Below are 15,760 nucleotides of genomic sequence, written 5' to 3' on the forward strand. Positions count from 1 at the left end.
CATGCGGATTACGGTAAGCGCTTCCCCTGCCCTTCGGACCCAGTTCTTCCCCGACCTCGACCGGCTGCTCGCACTCGGCGACGTCCACCTCGTGGACGACCACGCCGACCTGCCCGCCGCGTTGCCCGGCACGCGGGTGCTGGTGACCAGCTGGGGCGCGCCCGCGCTGGGACGCGAGCTGCTCGACCTGGCGCCCGAGCTGCGGCTGCTGGCCCACACGGGCGCGACGGTGAAACCGTTCGTGACCGGCGAGTCGTGGGCCCGCGGCGTCCGGGTCACCCAGGCGGGCGCGGGCATGGCCAGGTCGGTGGCGGAGGCGGCGCTGGCGTTCACGCTGGCGTCGCTGTACCGGCTGCAGCGCTTCGACCACGCGATGCGCTCCGGCGCGGAGTGGGCCGCCGCCTCCGAGGCGCCGCCCCGGCACGAGATCCTCGGCTGCCGGATCGGGGTGGTCGGCGCGTCGCGTACCGGCCGGGCCTACATCGAGCTGGTACGCGCGCTGGGCGCCGAGGTGGCGGTGCACGATCCGTACTACGAGGGCTCGGTCGGCCTGGACGAACTGCTGTCCACGAGCATGGTCGTGGCGCTGCACGCGCCGGTGCTGCCCGAGACCAGGCACATGATCGGCGCGCGCGAGCTGGCGCTGATGCCGGACGGCGCCGTGCTGGTCAACACCGCGCGCTCGTGGCTGGTGGACCAGGAGGCGTTGCTGGCGGAGCTGCGTACCGGGCGGCTCGACGCGGCGCTCGACGTGTTCGACGAGGAGCCGCTGCCCACCGATCACCCGTTCCGGCGGCTGCCGAACGTCCTGCTCACGCCGCACCGGGCGGCCGGCACCGTGGAGTGCTACCGGCGGCTGGGCGACATCGTGATCGGCGAGATCGGCCGCTTCGCCGCCGGGCTACCCCTGGAGCACGAGGTCACCGCGGAGATGCTGTCCAGAATGGGCTGATCAGGCGTGACCCTAATGTCACAAAGATCCGCGAAGGTAGGGAGAGTGGGTACGAAGCTCGGCGAGCACATGCGGGAACGGCTGCGCACGTTCGGGCTGATGGCTCCCTCGGTGGCGCAGTGCTCGGTCGGCGCGGCGCTGGCCTGGGTGATCGCCACCCAGCTCCTCGGCCACGCCCGCCCGTTCTTCGCGCCCATCGCCGTGCTCATCTGCGTCGGCGTCGGGCTCGGGCAGCGGCTGCGCCGGGTGATCGAACTGGTCGTCGGCGTCAGCCTCGGCGTCGGCGTGGGCGACCTGCTCGTCGCCTCGATCGGCTCGGGACCGTGGCAGATCGCGCTGGTCGTCGGCCTCGCCATGTCGGCGGCGGTGCTGCTCAACAGCGGCACGCTGTTCGTCGCGCAGGCCGGGTCGTCGGCCGTGCTGGTCGCCACCCTGCTGCCGCCCGGCGACACCGGCGGCCTGGACCGCATGCTCGACGCGCTCACCGGCGGCGTGGTCGGCATCGCGGCCGTGGCGCTGCTGCCCGCCAGCCCCTTCGCCATCGCCGCCAAGCACGCCTCGGGGGTGCTCGACGCGCTGTCCACGGTGCTGGAGAAGTGCGCGGAGGCGATCGAGAAGCGGGACGCGGACCTGGCCGCGGAGGCGCTGGAGGAGGCGCGCGGCACCCAGGCGGTGATCGAGGAGTTCGAGCAGGCGCTGGAGACCAGCAGGGAGATCGCCACGATCTCGCCGCTGCACTGGCACCGCCGCGCCCGCCTGAGCCGCTACGAGAGCGCCGCGGTGCCCGTGGACCTCGCGCTGCGCAACTCCCGCGTGCTGGCCCGCCGTACGCTGGCCGCGCTCGGTGAGACCGCGCCGCCGCCGACCACGCTGGCCGACTCGCTGCGCGAGGTCTCCGAGGCGGCCCTGCTCCTGCAACTGGAGCTCGGCGCGGGCCGCGAACCCCAGCTCGCCCGGCAGGCCCTGCTCGCCGTGGCCGCCCGCCAGCGTCCGGAACGGCTGGGCTTCTCCGCCGACGTGATACTCGCCCAGTTGCGCTCGATCGTGGTCGACCTGCTCCAGGCCACCGGCATCAGCAACGAGGAGGCCACGGCCGCGCTGCCCCCGCTGGACTTCACCCAGCCGTGACCAGTTCCACCGCGGCCAGCGCCGTGCTGCCCATCCCACCGGCCAGCACCAGCAGCGCCGCGGCCAGGGGAAGGTGGCGGGTCCAGCGGTGCCTTGTCACCGCACCGAGAAGATCACTCCCACGCAGTACGGCCAGCCCGACCGCCGACAGGGTGAGCGCCATCCCCACCCCGAAGGCGGCGACCAGCACGAGCGCGACGAACGCCCGGCCGGACAGCAGGCCGGTCAGCAGCAGCAGGAAGGCCGACGGCGAGGGCAGCAGCCCGCCGGAGACCCCCAGTGCCACCAGCCCGCGCCGGGTGAGCAGCGACCCCTCATGCCCATGACCGTGACCGTGACCGTGCCCATGCCCATGCCCATGCCCATGACCATGACCGTGACCGTGACCGTGACCGTGCCCATGACCGTGACCGTGGCCATCACCCTGGCCGCGCAGGTGGCGGTACACCAGCCCGCCGCCCACCGCCAGGACCGCCGCCGCCCCGGCCAGCTGCAGCCAGCGGGTCACCGCGCCCAGGTCGGGCGCGTTGTCCACGGCCAGCCACCACACCACTGCCAGGACCGCCACCGACACCGTGTGCATGAGCGCCACGACGCCGCCCAGCCGCACCGCGTCCATGGGCCTGGCCTGGCCGCCCAGCAGGTAGCCGGCGGTCAGCGTCTTGCCGTGCCCCGGAGCGCAGGCGTGGGCCGCCCCCGCCACCAGAGCCACCAGCAGCGCCAGCGGCAGGAACCGGTCGATCAGCGACGGCAGGTCCGTGGTGAACGACGTGGAGGCGGCCGTGGCGGCGGTGCCGCTGAGCCGTACCGGATGGGCGGGCTCGTCGGCGGTGTGCAGCGCGCCCGAGCCCGACGGCGTGACCGACACCGTGCGGTAGGCGACGTTGAGGTCGTGCAGCAGCGTCACGCCCACGCGCAGTTCGTCGGCCGCCCGCGGGCAGCGGAAACGCAGCACGGCGCCGGTCGTGGCCAGCGCCTCGGTGCGGACCTCGGTCACCGGGCAGTCGGCCGCGCCCTGCCGCACCGTGACCCCACGCCGGAAATATCCGTCGAGGGCGGGCACGGCCTTGGTCAGCGCGGCGATGTCGTCGGCCGCCGCCGACCAGGTGATCTCGACCGCCGGGCCGTCGGCGCGGATCTTCGCCACGGGCGGCGGGCCGAAGGGGTGTGCCCACCCCGGGCCCGCCGCCCCCAGCAGGATCAGCGCCACCGCGCCCGCGACCGCGAGCAGGCGAGCCAATCCCTTGGTCATCTAGCCGCCAGCGCGTGCAACGACCCGTCGTCGCTCAGCGCGAACACCGTGTTCCCGCTCACCGACAGCGCCGAGGCGACCCCGCCGCCCAGGTCGTAGGCGGCCAGTTGCCGTCCCGTCGCCCGGTCCAGGGCCACGACCCGGCCGTCCCAGGTTCCGGCGTACACCGTGGTCTCGGTGGCCAGCGCGTGCGCCGCCGGTGAGCCGGGCCCGTTGGCCTTGCACGAGCTGCCGGAACGCCACGGGTCCTCCATCGGGCTCTCGCCCGGCAGGTAGCCGGTGGGGGTCTCCCACAACGTCTTGCCGGTCGTGCCGTCGAAGGCGCGGACCATGCCGTCCTGACTGGCGACATAGGCGAGGTCGCCCCAGGTCGCCGGGCTGGTCACGGGCGGCGGGCCGTACTCGCAGACCGCGGCCGTGCCCACCTTGGCGTGCCAGCGCACCGCGCCGTCGGCGCCGTGCCCGCGCGTGCCGGTGGCGGTCGTCGTCACCAGCCCGGACTCGCTGAACACCGGCGAGGACTGCGAGAAGATGTCGCCCCCGGTGTCCACGCTGGACAGTTGCTTGCACGTGGCCAGGTCCATCGAGATCAGCGACTGGCTGGAGCCCGAGTGCAGCCACGCGGTGGTCGAGCCGGGCTTCCTGATCGCGGTGCTGTGGAACTCGCCCCACGCGACCGGCGCGTTGAAGCCGCCGGGCAGCCGCTCGCCGGTACGGGCGTCGCGGCAGCGCACCCCGTCCCACTCGTGGTAGACGGCGACCGCGCGGCCGTCGGGCAGGTCGAACACGCTGACCGGCCCGCCCGCCCGGCCGTAACGCCGCACCGTGCCCTGCTTGACCTCTTCCGCGTCGATGGTCTCCCACGCCACCCTGCCGGTCCGCTCGTCCAGCGCGTAGACGCGCCCGACGCCGGTCGTCAGGTAGACCTTGCCGCCGTGCACGGTCGGGAAGGACTCGGCGTCGCCGTCGAGATAGGTGCGCCACAGCTCGCGCCCGGTGCGCGCGTCGTAGGCCAGCATCATGCTGTACGGCGAGGCGAACGCCTGCGAGGCGACGATCACCCTGCCACCCGAGACGGCGGCCCCGTTGAGGTGGAACTGCTCACCCGTGTTCGCCGCCCACCGCAGATCCAGGGCGGCGCCCGGGTTGTCGGTGGAGGCCGAGCGGCCCTGCTCGTCACCGCCCTGCCGCAGCCAGTCGCCCTTCGGTTCCGGCCGCGAGACGTGGGAGTCCGGCCGTACCTCGAAGGTGGTGCGCACCTTCGGGAACGGCCTGCCCTTGCTGTCCCTGACGGTCAGCTCGGCCGTGTACGAGCCCGGGTGAAGGCCGGTGATCCGGTCGCTGACCCGCGTCCACGACACGTGCGCCCGCGGACAGGACTCGCCCTTGTAGCAGTTGACGATGCCCCTCGGCCGGGTCTCCTCCCCGAAGCGCAGGCGCTCACGCTCCCAGACGGTCCTGCCGTTCTTGGCCCGGACGGTCAGCTCCGCCCTGGACGGGGTGCGGCCGTCGTCCTCGGCGTAGATCTCCAGCGGTACGCCCGCCTTCTTGCCGTGGACGCTGCCGGTCGCCGGGCTCACCAGCGAGACGTCGTCGTTGACGCCGAACTGGCGGTGCACGCCGGTGACGTAGCCCTTGTCCCTGCCGGTGATCGCGCTGAAGTCGAGGATCTTGTAGTCGGGCCGGGCGGCGTCGATGCCGTACATGCCCATGTTGTTGACCTCGACGGAGCGGGCGAACGCGCCCCGGCGGTACTCGGCCTGCTGGTTGTGCCCGGCGGCGAACATCCGCACGTCGTACTTGGCCAGCTCGTCCACCGTCGGCTGCATCCCGGCGCCCGGACCCCAGCGGGTGAACAGCGACCGGTGCGCGAACACGAACACCTGCTTGCCCACCGCGTGCCTGCGCAGGTCCTCGCGCAGCCACTGCAGCTGCGGGGCCAGGCCGCGGGTGTCGTAGTTGTCCTCCAGCACGACGACGTGCCGTCCGTCGCGGTCGAAGCTGTACCACTCGGGGCCGACGTTGCGCCGCCAGTACTCCAGGCTGCCGCCGTACCCGACGGAGGTGGCGGTGCCGCCCACGTCGTGGTTGCCGATCACCGGGTAGAACGGGTGTCCCAGCTTGCCGTCGCGCAGGCCGTTCCTGAGCAGGTCGTACCCGCCCTGGCGGCGGGCGGCGTCGGCGTAGTCGGTGACGGTCAGGTCGCCGGTGGTGATGGTCAGCGTGGCGCCGTCCACCTCGGACATCGCCTTGACCTGGCCGGTCCAGCGCGGAGCCGCGTTCTGGTACTCCTCGTCGGTGCGGTTGCCCACCTCGACGTCGGAGACCATGAGCCACTTCTCCTTCGGGTCGGCCGCCGCCTTGGTGGGCACCAGGGCGAAGTCGACGCCGGTCTGCTGGTCGAGCTGGCGGAAGAAGCGCGGGATGTAGTCCTCGCGCAGCACCGGCTGGTAGCCGTCGGGGGAGACGACGTAGACCATGTCGGTCTCGCGGCGGTTGCGGTCGACCTGGATGCTGTAGGTGCCGTCCGCCGCGGTCGTGGCCCAGTTGGCGCCGTCGGTCACGGACACGCGGGGGAAGCCCGCCTCGCCGCGGTCCTTGGCGCCGTTACCGTTGCGGTCCTTGAACACCGTGCCCGTGACGGTGACGATGTCGGCGCTCGCCCCGGCCAGCGTGAACGTCGCCGGGTCGCTCAGCGACTCGTAGCCGTCGTTGAACATGAAGTACGCGGTCCAGGAACCCTCACCGAGCGCGGTGGTGGGGATCGAGACCGTGCCGGAACCCTGCGGCGCCCGCACCCACACGCGCGAGGCCACCACGCCGGGCTTCTCGCCCGGTCCGTAGATGCCGATCCAGTTCAGGGCGTTCACCCTGTCGGTGGAGTAGCCGAAGGTCACCGGCTGACCGGCCTTGGGGTCGGTCGTGGTCAACTTGAGCGTCCCGGCCGCCGCGTCCGCACTGCCCGGACTCGCGCTCGGGCTCTGGCTCGGGCTCGGCGTGGGCGTGGCCTCCGGCGCCGCCTTCTCGCCGTCGGGAGTCTCCCCGGCGGGCGTGGCCTCGGCCGTCGTCCCTGCACCGGGCGTCTCGGCGGCCCGCGTCTCGGCTGCGGGCCGCTCGGCTGTGGAGGTCGGTGCGGGCTCGGGGCTCGCGGCGATGGCCGCCTGCGGGGTGAGCACCGCGACGCTCACGGCGACCGCGATCGCCGCCCTGCTCCGCCACGTCCGCCGTCCGCCGGCATCCCGTCCGGTGGTCGCCGCGGCGCCCCTTCCGGTACGGCGCAGCAGTACCACCACCAGGAGCGCCAGCATCGCCAAAGCGGCCAGCACGCCCACGACGACCGGCCACACGGCGCGGACCGGAGCGTGCGCGCCGGTCACGTCGATCACCGGCGCGGCGGCGTTCACGTTGGCCGCCGTGCCGTCGAACTCGGCGATCACCTCGGTGAACCCGCCCCGATCCAGCAGGGGCGCCAGGTCCAGCGCGTCCACCGCGCACGACCAGGCCAGCTCGACCACCACTCCCCCGGGCACCCCGCCGCCGTCACCCGAGACGCCGTGGGCGCTGACCGGGCAGGGCGTGGGGAGCAGCGCGGAGGCCCACGCGCCCGCGCCTTCGGGGCTGACGACGTCGCGGTGGACGATCAGCCGTCCGCTGGTCACCCCTTCCGAGGTGGCCACGACGAGTTCCGCGTGCTGCCGGGTCAGGTGCGCGGAGGCCGGGCCTGCGCACAGCGCCACCCCTGCCGCGACCGCCAGGAGCAGCACGATGGCTTGCCACAATGACGTTAATTGTCTAGACATGTTCGGCAGCGTAGGCAGCGTCCCCTCTGGCGGAGAAGAGGCATTATCCAACCGCCCTGGATAATTCACCGCGCTCCCACCGGACGTTCATCTCACGGGCGAGGCGACGATCCGGCACGCTTGGGGGATCGCGAGGCGACCCTGGACGAGGAGTTCCACGGGTTCGTGACGAGCCGCCGGCCGCGGCTCATGCGCACGGCCTACCTGCTGGCGGGGGAACGCCACTCGTCCAGCCGGCTCTGGAGCGGGCGTACGCGGCGTGGCGCGGGGTGAGGGCCGCCGACGACCGGGACGCCCGTCGCGGGCGTCCCGGTCGTGAGGCGGGTGGTCAGACGGCGACCAGCGCCGCCTCGGCCTCGAGCGTCGCGGCGGTGGCGGCCACCACCGCGGCCACGCGCAGGGCCTCCTGGATCTGCTCGCGGGGCAGGCCGGAGCCGCGCAGCACCTGCTCGTGCGACTCCAGGCAGCGGCCGCAGCCGTTGATCGCGGACACGGCCAGGCACCACAGCTCGAAGTCGGCCTGGTCCACGCCCGGGTTGCCGATGACGGTCATCCGGAGCTTGGCCGGCAGCGTGGCGTAGGTCTCGTCACCGATGAGGTGCGTGGCCCGGTAGTACACGTTGTTCATCGCCATGATGGAGGCGGCGGCCTTGGCGGCCGTGAACGCCTCCTCCGACAGGTTCCGCGCGGCCTCTTCCGAGACCTCGGCGATGACCCGGCCGGACCGGGCGGCCAGCGCGCACGCCAGCATCGCCCCCCAGAGCTGCTGGCCGGTCAGCGACGAGGTGGTCGTGACCGAGCCCAGGTTGAGCTTGGTGTCCTTGGCGTAGGCGGGCAGGGCTTCCTTCAGCGCGGCGATACTCATGCGCCCAGCAGCGCCTTGGCGTCGAGGCCGCGCTCGCCCTTGTTCCAGTTGCACGGGCACAGCTCGTCGGACTGCAGCGCGTCCAGGACCCGCAGGACCTCCTTGACGTTGCGGCCGACCGAGCCCGCGGTCACCATCGTGAACTGGATCTCGTTGTTCGGGTCCACGATGAAGGTGGCGCGCTGGGCGACGCCGTCGGAGCCGAGGATGCCGAGGTCGGCGGAGAGCTCGCGCTTGATGTCGCTCAGCATCGGGAACGGCAGGTCGCGAAGGTCCTCGTGGTCCTTGCGCCAGGCGTGGTGCACGAACTCGGAGTCCACGGACACGCCCAGGACCTGGGCGTCACGGTCGGCGAACTCCTCGTTGAGCCGGCCGAACTCGGCGATCTCGGTCGGGCAGACGAAGGTGAAGTCCTTCGGCCAGAAGAACACCACGCGCCACTTGCCCTCGTAGGTCTTGTGGTTGATCTCCGCGAACGCCTTCTCGGGGTCGAGGTCGACGCAGGCGGTGAGTTCGTACTCGGGGAAGTGGTCACCGACGGTGAGCAAGTGCGTGTCTCCTTGGATGAAGGTGAAGGTCAGGGGCCCTAGCGTCCCGCAGCTAGCATTGATCTGAGAAATCGCTCAGTCAGACCAATCTGAGAGGTGTTCCCTATCAGTGAGCCCATGCCGACCCTGGCTCAGCTGCGCGCGTTCCTGGCCGTGGCCGAGCATCTCCACTTCAGGGAGGCGGCGAGCACGCTCCGGATCAGCCAACCCGCTTTGTCCGGAAATATCGCTGCTTTGGAGGAGGTTTTGGATCAGCAGCTCGTGGAGCGGACCACCCGCAAGGTACTGCTCACCCCCGCCGGCGAACGCCTGACCGGACACGCGCGGCGCGTCCTGGCCGCCGTCGACGACCTCATGGGCGAGGTGGCCCAGAACCGCGAACCCTTCCGCGGGCCCGCCCACCTCGGCGTCATCCCGACCGTCGCGCCGTACGTGCTGCCCGCGCTGCTGCCGATGTTCGCCAGGCGGTTCCCGCACCTCAAGCTCACCGTGCACGAGGCCAGGACCGAGACGATCCTGGAAGAGGTACGCGAGGGGCGGCTCGACATGGTGCTGCTCGCGCTGCCCACCGAGGTGAACGGGCTGGTCGAGGAGCCGCTCTACGACGAGGACTTCCTGCTGGCCGTACCGGAGGATCATCCGCTCGCGGCGAGCGAGGAGCCGCTCGGCCGCGCGGCGCTGAAGGGCCTCGACATCGTGCTGCTCAACCAGGGCCACTGCCTGCGCGAGCAGGCCATAGACGTCTGCAGGGAGGTCGGCGCGCGCGCCACCGCCACCACCTACGCCACCAGCCTGCCCACGCTCGTGCAGCTCGTCGCGGGCGGGCTCGGCGTGACGCTGCTGCCCGAGTCGGCCGTGCCCGTGGAGACCGGCAAGAGGGTACGGCTGGCGCTGCGCCGCTTCGCCGCCCCGGCGCCGGGCCGCACGATCGGCCTGGCCTACCGGGGATCGTCGGCACGGGCGGCGGAGTACGCGCAACTCGCCAAGGCGGTCAGGAGCGCGGTACGGCAGCGCCGGCTACCCGTCAAGATCGTCACCTGACCCCGCGTGGTCACGGCAGGCGCTTGAGCCTGGCCACCGCCTCGTCGATGACCTCGTCCTTCTTGCAGAAGGCGAACCGGACGAAGTGCGCGCCACGCTCCGGATGGTCGTAGAACACCTGGGTCGGGATGGCCACCACCCCCGCCAGCGCCGGCAGCCGGCGGGTCAGCTCCAGGCCGTCGGTGAAGCCCAGCGGCCGGATGTCGGTCTGCACGAAGTACGTGCCCGCCGGCCGGAACACCTCGAAGCCCGCCGAGGTCAGCCCCTCCATCAGCCGGTCGCGCTTGTCCTGGAGCCCGGACCGCAGCGCCGCCACCCAGTCGAGCTCGTGCCGCAGGCCGTAGGTGACGGCGAGCTGCCACGGCGCGCTCGCCGTGAACGTGAGGAACTGCTTGACCGTCTGCACCGCGCCGACCAGCGGCGGCGGCGCGCACACCCAGCCGGTCTTCCAGCCGGTGACCGAGAACGTCTTGCCCGCCGAGGAGATCATCACGGTGCGTTCGCGCATGCCGGGGAAGGTGGCCAGCGGGATGTGCTCGACGCCGTCGAAGGTCAGGTGCTCGTAGACCTCGTCGGTGATCGCGATCAGGTCGCGTTCCTGGCAGAGCTCGGCGATGACGGCCAGTTCGGCGCGGGTGAAGACGGTCCCGGTCGGGTTGTGCGGGGAGTTGACCAGGATGGCGCGGGTGCGGGGGGTGACGGCGGCGCGCAGCTCGTCCGGGTCGAAGGTGAAACGGCCGTCGGCCGGGCGCAGCGTGACCGCCACCAGCCGGGCTCCGGACAGCGCGATCGAGGCGGCGTAGGAGTCGTAGTAGGGCTCGAACGCGATCACCTCGTCCCCCGTCTCGCACAGCGCCAGGACGCTCGCCGCGATCGCCTCCGTGGCGCCGACGGTCACCAGCACCTCGCCGTCGGGGTCGTAGCCGAGGCCGTAGTGGGCCGCGCGGTGCTCGCTGACCGCGTGCCGCAGATCGGGCACACCGGGCCCCGGCGGGTACTGGTTCGCGCCCGCCGTGATCGCCTCCACCGCCCGGTCGAGCATCGCCGCCGGGCCGTCGGTGTCGGGAAAGCCCTGGCCGAGGTTGATCGAGCCGGTCCGCACGGCCAGCGCGCTCATCTCGGCGAAGATCGTCGTGCCGAAGGCGCGCATCCTGGATACAAGGGGTTCCGTCACGGCCCCAGACTATTAGGCTCGACCTGTGATCATCAGGGTCGTGATCGCGCTCGCTCTGAGCGTTCCCCCTCCGGCCGCCGCCGTCCGGGCCGCCGACGCCTGTCCCGTTCCCGTTCCCACCGGCACCACCTGCGGGTTCCTTGAGGTTCCCGAACGCAGGGACGCGCCCGGCCGTACCGTCAAGGTCGGGTACGCCGTGCACCGCTCGCAGGATCGCGCCCGCAAGCCCGACCCGGTCGTCTACATGGGCGGCGGGCCCGCCTCGTCGTCGTTGCAGCTGACCGGGTTCCTGAGCCAGTTGTTCCCCGACCGCGACGTCGTCACGATCGAGCAGCGCGGCGGCAAGTACTCCGTGCCCCGGCTGACCTGCCCCGAGACCGTCGAGGCCATGCTCGACCGGCTGCGCCGCCCGGAGACCGGGGCGGCGGGCGTGGCCACCGGGGCCGTCGCCTGCCGCAAGCGGCTGGCCGAGCGCGGCGTCGACCTGCGCGGCTACACCACGCGCGAGATCGTCGCGGACGTGGTCGACCTGCGCAAGAAGCTCGGCTACCCCACCTGGAACCTGTTCGGGGTCAGCTACTCCACGCGGGTCATGGTGGAGGCGGCCAAGGCCGATCCGGGCGGGGTGCGGGCGATGATCCTCGACTCCTACCTGCCGGAGAAGGTCGACTGGTACCGCGACGCCGACCGCAACCTGGCCGACACGGTGGCGGCGCTGGGGGTGAAGGACCGGTTCGAGGCGATGGTGGCGCGCTACAACCGGGCTCCCGCCCTGGTGCCGACGACCGATCCGCTGCTCGGCGAGCCGTTCACGGCGCGGATGAGCGGCGACGACGTGGCGACCGTCCTGGCCGAGGCGCTGCACGAGTCGGAGCTGGTGGCGGTGGCCCCAGCGCTGATCGACGCGCTGGCCTCGGGGCGGGAGGAACTGCTGCGCCCGCTGGCCGATGCGGTGGGCGGGGGGTTGACGTCGCATGAGTTCGGCCTTTATCACGCCGTCCAATGCCAGGATGAGGCGAAATTTCCTGATTCTTCGCGGCTTTTCACCGTGACCAATGACAAGGCCGTCTGCCAGGCCTGGAACCTGCCCCCCTCTCCTCCAACCGGCACCGGGGACACGACACCTGAGCAGACCAGCACAGGTTCCGGTCAGGCAGACCCGGCGGCCACAGGGTCGGACACGCCCGCCCACCAGCGCACCGCGGCCGCGCGGGCTGACGTGGGAGCAGGTCAACCCAGCACCACGGCTGCGGGCGCGGGTGCCGGGCGGAGGGTTCAGGGGGTTGGGGTGCCGGTGCTGGTGCTGGGTGGGCAGTTCGATCCCACGACGCCGCCCAGGACCAGCAAGCCGGCCGCCGCCGAGTTGCCGGGCGCCACGTTCGTCGAGTTCGCGGGTGTGGGCCACGCGGTCTTCCTGGCCATGGCCACCACCTGCGGCCGCCAGACGATCGCGGCGTTCGTCGAGGCCCCGGGCTCCTGGAGTCAGCCGTGCGTCCCCAGCCGGGCGGCGCTTGAGCGGTTCGCGCCGGGGTCGATGCTGGTGACGGGCGCGCCGTACCAGATCATGCTCGCGCCGTGGCTGGCCGTGCCGCTGGTGCTGTTCGCGCTGGTCGCGCTCGTGCAGCTGGTCGGCGGCGGGGTGCGGGGGCGGGGGCTGAGCGCGTTCGCGGGACTGACCGGTCTCGCGGCGGTCGGCCTGACCGTGCAGTCGGTGTACGGCCTGCTCACCACCAACGAGACCGCCCTGGCCGTCGGCGTACCGGCCTCGGTCGAGGTGTACGGCTGGCTGGCCGTGGGCGCCGTGGCCCTGAGCGTGGCGGCGGCGGTGTGGGCCATCGAGGCGAGACCGGCGCGAAGACTGTGGCCGCACCTGGTCGCCCTCGTGGTGGGCGGCGGGTTCCTCGTATGGTGGTTTGCCTGGTTCCTGTAACGCGTATCAGAGAGCTCGACGCGCTCCGCGGCTTCGCGGTGTGCGGCATCATGCTGGTCAACACCTGGCAGCACGCCCCGCACGAACCGCCCCAGCAGCCGCTGGACGCCGTCATGGAGTCGGCCTTCCAGGGCCGCTTCTACCCGATCTTCTCGCTGCTGTTCGGCATCAGCTTCGTGCTGTTCCTGCGTAGCGGCTCGCGCCTGGTGCTGCTGCGAAGGTTGTTCTTCCTGCTGCTGTTCGGGCTGGTCCAGCACACCTTCTACGAGGGCGAGGTGCTGACCGACTACGCCGCCTTCGGCGCGGCCGTGCTGCTGCCCGCCTCGTTCCTGGCCCCGGGCTACCCAGTGCTGGTGCTCGGGCTGGCGGCGCTCGGCTGGGGCGTGTGGCAGGGCGGCGGCACGCTGATCATCCCCGGCCTGTTCCTGGCCGGGATGGCGCTGATCCAGCTCAAGCCGGACCGCCGCCTGCTCCTGCCGTTCTTCGCCGTCGGCGCGGTGGCCTCGCTGGCGCTGACGGTCTTCTACTACTCCAGCCAGATCCCCGCCTACTACACGCTGGGCGCCGTGACCGGCGGGCTCGCCTACGGGACCGGCCTGCTGCTGGTCCTGCGGCCGTGGCTGTCGGCGGTGCTGGAGCCGATGGGCAGGCTGGCGCTGACCAACTACGTCTCCGGCACGCTGGTCATCTTCCTGACCGGACCGGTGACCGACGGCTGGTGGGTGCTGGTCGTGGCGGGGGCGACGGTGGCCGTCCAGGCGGTCTTCAGCCGGTGGTGGCTGTCCCGCCACCGCTACGGGCCGCTGGAGTGGATTTGGCGGTGCCTGACCTGGTTCCGCCGGGTGCCCAACGGTCTAGAGTCGAGGCGTGACGAGAATCGCCCTCTGTCAGATCCCGGTGTCCCCTGATCCCACCGTCAACCTCCAGCGGGTACGGCAGGCCCTGGCCGAGGCCGAAGGCGCCGACCTGGCCATCTTCCCGGAGGCGACGCTCACCCGCTACGGCAAGCGCATCACCGACCTGGCCGAGCCCCTGGACGGGCCGTTCGTGACCGGCGTGGCCGAGGCGGCCCGCGCCCACGGCACCGCGGTGATCGCCGGCGTGTTCGAGCCCGGCCGTGATCGTGTGTACAACACCGCCGTCGCCCTCGACGCCCGCGGCGAGATCCAGGCCGCGTACCGGAAGATCCACCTGTTCGACTCCTTCGGCGCCAAGGAGTCGGAGCTGGTCGAGCCGGGCGCCGAACCGGCCGTGGTCGAGCTGGCGGGCATCAGGATCGGGCTCGTCACCTGCTACGACGTACGCTTCCCCGAGCTGACCCGGGCGCTGGTGGACCAGGGCGCGCAGATGTTCGCGGTGATCGCCGCCTGGGGGTCGGGCCCGCTGAAGGAGGACCACTGGATCACGCTGGTGCGCGCCCGCGCCCTGGAGAACACCATGTGGACCGCCGCCGTCGGCCAGGCGCCCAACCCGGCCGAGTCGAGTGACGGTTTCGGCGTCGGCCGCAGCATGCTCGTCGACCCGCTGGGCGTGGTCCGGGCGGATCTGGGCAGTGCGTCAGGAGTCCAGCTCGTCGAGGCCGACCTGGAGACGACGGCCGCGATGAGGAAGACTCTTCCGTGCCTTGAACATCGGGTGCTCGGGGTCATGCGATCGTAAAGTGGTGACGTGAGCAGAACGCAAATGCAGAAGGTGGTCCCGCCGCGTCTGCTCGTGCCCTATCTGTCGGGCAAGCGCACGGTCATCTCCGGATATGTCTACCGCGTGCAGGACTGCGCGCGGCTGAGCACGCCCAGGCAGCTCTTCCACGGGCTCGACCTGTCGTTCGAGGGATCGGAGCTGACGGCCGAGGTGCCCGAGCTGTATGTGATGCGCTGGTACGCGCGCGACGTCGACACCTACGCCGTGCCGTACGGACCGCACATGGGCGGTGACTGGAGCGACACGCCGCCGTTCGCCGGCAACGGCTTCACCACCTCGCGCGAGCACGTGGTGCCGCAGTTCCACACGATGCCGATGCCGATCCCGGCCGGTGCCGAGATCGTCCACGTGAGTCCCGAGTCCGAGCGCCCGTTCGCCGCCTACGACGGGCTGACCTGGCGGCCCGCGGCATGAGCGAGCGCAGCGAGCGATCAATGGGACACAGCCGTCCAACGCCCATGCGGCCTCCGGAGGAGGTCGCATGAGCGTTCCCATCACCTCGGGTTTCGTTGCGCGCTTCGAGGAGCGCACCTTTCCCGCCGCGCTCGGCCCGGACAGCGACGAGGTCGTGCTGTTCAGTGAGGAGGAGCTGGCCGGCTTCGAGGCCGCCTCCGGCTACTGGCGGCGCACGGTCAAGCGGGCCGACGCCGAGTGGCTGGTGCTGGTGCGCACGGTGGCGGCGTTCGGCGGCGAGCCCTGCATCGTGCTGGACGAGGACGAGGACGGCCTGCACATCGCCTACACCGGCCACAGCGGCATGAAGGCCGAGGCCCTGGGCTACTGGATGGTCGACCACGGCGCCTACGAGGTCGTCGTGCCCCGCGAGGAGGTCTTCTCGATCAGGGTGGAACGTATCCCCGTGCCCTAGCGGTCAGGTGTCGAAGCTGCGGCGGGCGGTCTCGATGTGGCCGAGGTACTGGTGGGTCCAGCCGCACATCAGGTCGACCGTCGCCCGCAGGGCCAGGCCTGGCTGGGTGAGCGTGTACTCGACCCGCGGCGGCACGGTCGGGTGCACCTTCCGCTCGGCCAGGCCGTTGCGCTCCAGCATGCGCAGGTTCTGGGTGAGCATCTTGTGGCTGATGCCCTCGACCTCGTCGCGCAGCTCGCTGAAGCGCAGGGTGCGCTCACCGAGGGCCTCGATGATCAGCAGCGCCCACTTGTTGGCGACGTCGGAGAAGATCTCCCGCGCCAGGGAGTCCGCGCGCCTGAGGTCCGCTTCGTCGGCCGTTCCGCTGAACTGCTTGGTCACCATCAGGTTCCCCAGTCTCCGAAAGGTGCGTTCTTCCACGTCAGCCAACACTCTCCTATGGTTCCCGAGTAACCGCAAGAGAGCGAAGGAGGAGGTCTCGTGGCTGTTTCGCTCATCAAC

The 15,760-nt window shown here is 71.7% G+C and carries 15 protein-coding genes; 9 read left to right on the top strand and 6 right to left on the bottom strand.

The window, feature by feature from the left end:
* Position 1: 1 nt before the first annotated feature.
* Positions 2–952, top strand: coding sequence for a hydroxyacid dehydrogenase (locus ACFWY5_RS26395; protein ID WP_379634999.1), 951 nt, complete (start codon positions 2–4; stop codon positions 950–952).
* Positions 953–997: 45 nt separating this feature from the next.
* A complete protein-coding gene (locus tag ACFWY5_RS26400; protein ID WP_379618724.1) occupies positions 998–2,080 on the top strand; it encodes an aromatic acid exporter family protein in 1,083 nt (360 codons plus the stop codon).
* Here the strand turns inward: ACFWY5_RS26400 and ACFWY5_RS26405 are convergent.
* Together ACFWY5_RS26405 and ACFWY5_RS26410 are read right to left on the bottom strand one after the other, a co-directional pair.
* The gene (locus ACFWY5_RS26405) at positions 2,067–3,332 is read right to left on the bottom strand and encodes a hypothetical protein (RefSeq protein WP_379635001.1); all 1,266 of its coding nucleotides are present in this window, start codon (positions 3,330–3,332) and stop codon (positions 2,067–2,069) included. The two genes, ACFWY5_RS26400 and ACFWY5_RS26405, sit on opposite strands and share 14 nt — an antisense overlap.
* Positions 3,329–7,132, bottom strand: coding sequence for a PQQ-binding-like beta-propeller repeat protein (locus ACFWY5_RS26410; protein WP_379635003.1), 3,804 nt, complete (start codon positions 7,130–7,132; stop codon positions 3,329–3,331). The genes ACFWY5_RS26405 and ACFWY5_RS26410 overlap by 4 nt, the downstream gene beginning before the upstream one ends.
* Positions 7,133–7,252: 120 nt before the next feature.
* On the opposite strand from ACFWY5_RS26410, the gene ACFWY5_RS26415 reads away from it, so the two are divergent.
* Positions 7,253–7,405, top strand: coding sequence for a hypothetical protein (locus ACFWY5_RS26415; protein WP_379613554.1), 153 nt, complete (start codon positions 7,253–7,255; stop codon positions 7,403–7,405).
* 55 nt (positions 7,406–7,460) lie between these two features.
* On the opposite strand, the gene ACFWY5_RS26420 is transcribed toward ACFWY5_RS26415, so the two are convergent.
* Both ACFWY5_RS26420 and ACFWY5_RS26425 read right to left on the bottom strand, forming a co-directional pair.
* Positions 7,461–7,997 (bottom strand): carboxymuconolactone decarboxylase family protein, encoded by a 537-nt coding sequence (locus ACFWY5_RS26420; protein WP_379635005.1) that lies wholly within the window; start codon positions 7,995–7,997, stop codon positions 7,461–7,463.
* A complete protein-coding gene (locus ACFWY5_RS26425; protein WP_379613558.1) occupies positions 7,994–8,545 on the bottom strand; it encodes a peroxiredoxin in 552 nt (183 codons plus the stop codon). The genes ACFWY5_RS26420 and ACFWY5_RS26425 overlap by 4 nt, the downstream gene beginning before the upstream one ends.
* A gap of 117 nt (positions 8,546–8,662) precedes the next feature.
* Here ACFWY5_RS26425 and ACFWY5_RS26430 point away from each other — a divergent pair, with 117 nt between their 5' ends.
* Positions 8,663–9,586 (top strand): LysR substrate-binding domain-containing protein, encoded by a 924-nt coding sequence (locus ACFWY5_RS26430; protein ID WP_379635007.1) that lies wholly within the window; start codon positions 8,663–8,665, stop codon positions 9,584–9,586.
* A gap of 10 nt (positions 9,587–9,596) precedes the next feature.
* Here ACFWY5_RS26430 and ACFWY5_RS26435 read toward each other — a convergent pair whose 3' ends face one another.
* On the bottom strand, positions 9,597–10,760 hold the full coding sequence (locus tag ACFWY5_RS26435; RefSeq protein ID WP_379635009.1) for a pyridoxal phosphate-dependent aminotransferase: 1,164 nt from the start codon (positions 10,758–10,760) through the stop codon (positions 9,597–9,599).
* 25 nt (positions 10,761–10,785) lie between these two features.
* Between ACFWY5_RS26435 and ACFWY5_RS26440 the strand changes: the two genes are divergently transcribed.
* From ACFWY5_RS26440 to ACFWY5_RS26460, 5 genes are all read left to right on the top strand, one after another.
* Positions 10,786–12,690, top strand: a complete 1,905-nt coding sequence (locus ACFWY5_RS26440; protein ID WP_379635011.1) for an alpha/beta fold hydrolase — start codon at positions 10,786–10,788, stop codon at positions 12,688–12,690.
* Positions 12,691–12,740: 50 nt separating this feature from the next.
* Positions 12,741–13,598: a DUF418 domain-containing protein gene (locus ACFWY5_RS26445; RefSeq protein ID WP_379635013.1), complete on the top strand. Its 858-nt coding sequence runs from the start codon at positions 12,741–12,743 to the stop codon at positions 13,596–13,598.
* Complete coding sequence (locus tag ACFWY5_RS26450) at positions 13,558–14,349, top strand: carbon-nitrogen hydrolase family protein (protein ID WP_379613568.1); 792 nt, start codon at positions 13,558–13,560, stop codon at positions 14,347–14,349. The genes ACFWY5_RS26445 and ACFWY5_RS26450 overlap by 41 nt, the downstream gene beginning before the upstream one ends.
* Before the next feature lie 9 nt (positions 14,350–14,358).
* Complete coding sequence (locus ACFWY5_RS26455; RefSeq protein ID WP_312896416.1) at positions 14,359–14,805, top strand: hypothetical protein; 447 nt, start codon at positions 14,359–14,361, stop codon at positions 14,803–14,805.
* A gap of 67 nt (positions 14,806–14,872) precedes the next feature.
* Positions 14,873–15,259 (top strand): hypothetical protein, encoded by a 387-nt coding sequence (locus ACFWY5_RS26460; RefSeq protein ID WP_379613571.1) that lies wholly within the window; start codon positions 14,873–14,875, stop codon positions 15,257–15,259.
* A 3-nt stretch (positions 15,260–15,262) separates the two neighbouring features.
* On the opposite strand, the gene ACFWY5_RS26465 is transcribed toward ACFWY5_RS26460, so the two are convergent.
* The gene (locus ACFWY5_RS26465) at positions 15,263–15,643 is read right to left on the bottom strand and encodes a winged helix-turn-helix transcriptional regulator (RefSeq protein WP_379635015.1); all 381 of its coding nucleotides are present in this window, start codon (positions 15,641–15,643) and stop codon (positions 15,263–15,265) included.
* Positions 15,644–15,760 lie beyond the last annotated feature (117 nt).

The sequence above is a fragment of the Nonomuraea sp. NPDC059007 genome, assembly GCF_042740555.1.
In the GTDB taxonomy this organism is placed as follows: Bacteria; Actinomycetota; Actinomycetes; order Streptosporangiales; family Streptosporangiaceae; genus Nonomuraea.

Excerpts from the sequence above, each read along its gene's own strand:
- ACFWY5_RS26405 (WP_379635001.1), bottom strand. The coding sequence starts at position 3,332 with ATGACCAAGGGATTGGCTCGCCTGCTCGCGGTCGCGGGCGCGGTGGCG.
- ACFWY5_RS26465 (WP_379635015.1), bottom strand. The coding sequence starts at position 15,643 with ATGGTGACCAAGCAGTTCAGCGGAACGGCCGACGAAGCGGACCTCAGG.
- ACFWY5_RS26460 (WP_379613571.1), top strand. The coding sequence starts at position 14,873 with ATGAGCGTTCCCATCACCTCGGGTTTCGTTGCGCGCTTCGAGGAGCGC.
- ACFWY5_RS26410 (WP_379635003.1), bottom strand. The coding sequence starts at position 7,132 with ATGTCTAGACAATTAACGTCATTGTGGCAAGCCATCGTGCTGCTCCTG.
- ACFWY5_RS26395 (WP_379634999.1), top strand. The coding sequence starts at position 2 with ATGCGGATTACGGTAAGCGCTTCCCCTGCCCTTCGGACCCAGTTCTTC.
- ACFWY5_RS26445 (WP_379635013.1), top strand. The coding sequence starts at position 12,741 with ATGCTGGTCAACACCTGGCAGCACGCCCCGCACGAACCGCCCCAGCAG.
- ACFWY5_RS26430 (WP_379635007.1), top strand. The coding sequence starts at position 8,663 with ATGCCGACCCTGGCTCAGCTGCGCGCGTTCCTGGCCGTGGCCGAGCAT.
- ACFWY5_RS26420 (WP_379635005.1), bottom strand. The coding sequence starts at position 7,997 with ATGAGTATCGCCGCGCTGAAGGAAGCCCTGCCCGCCTACGCCAAGGAC.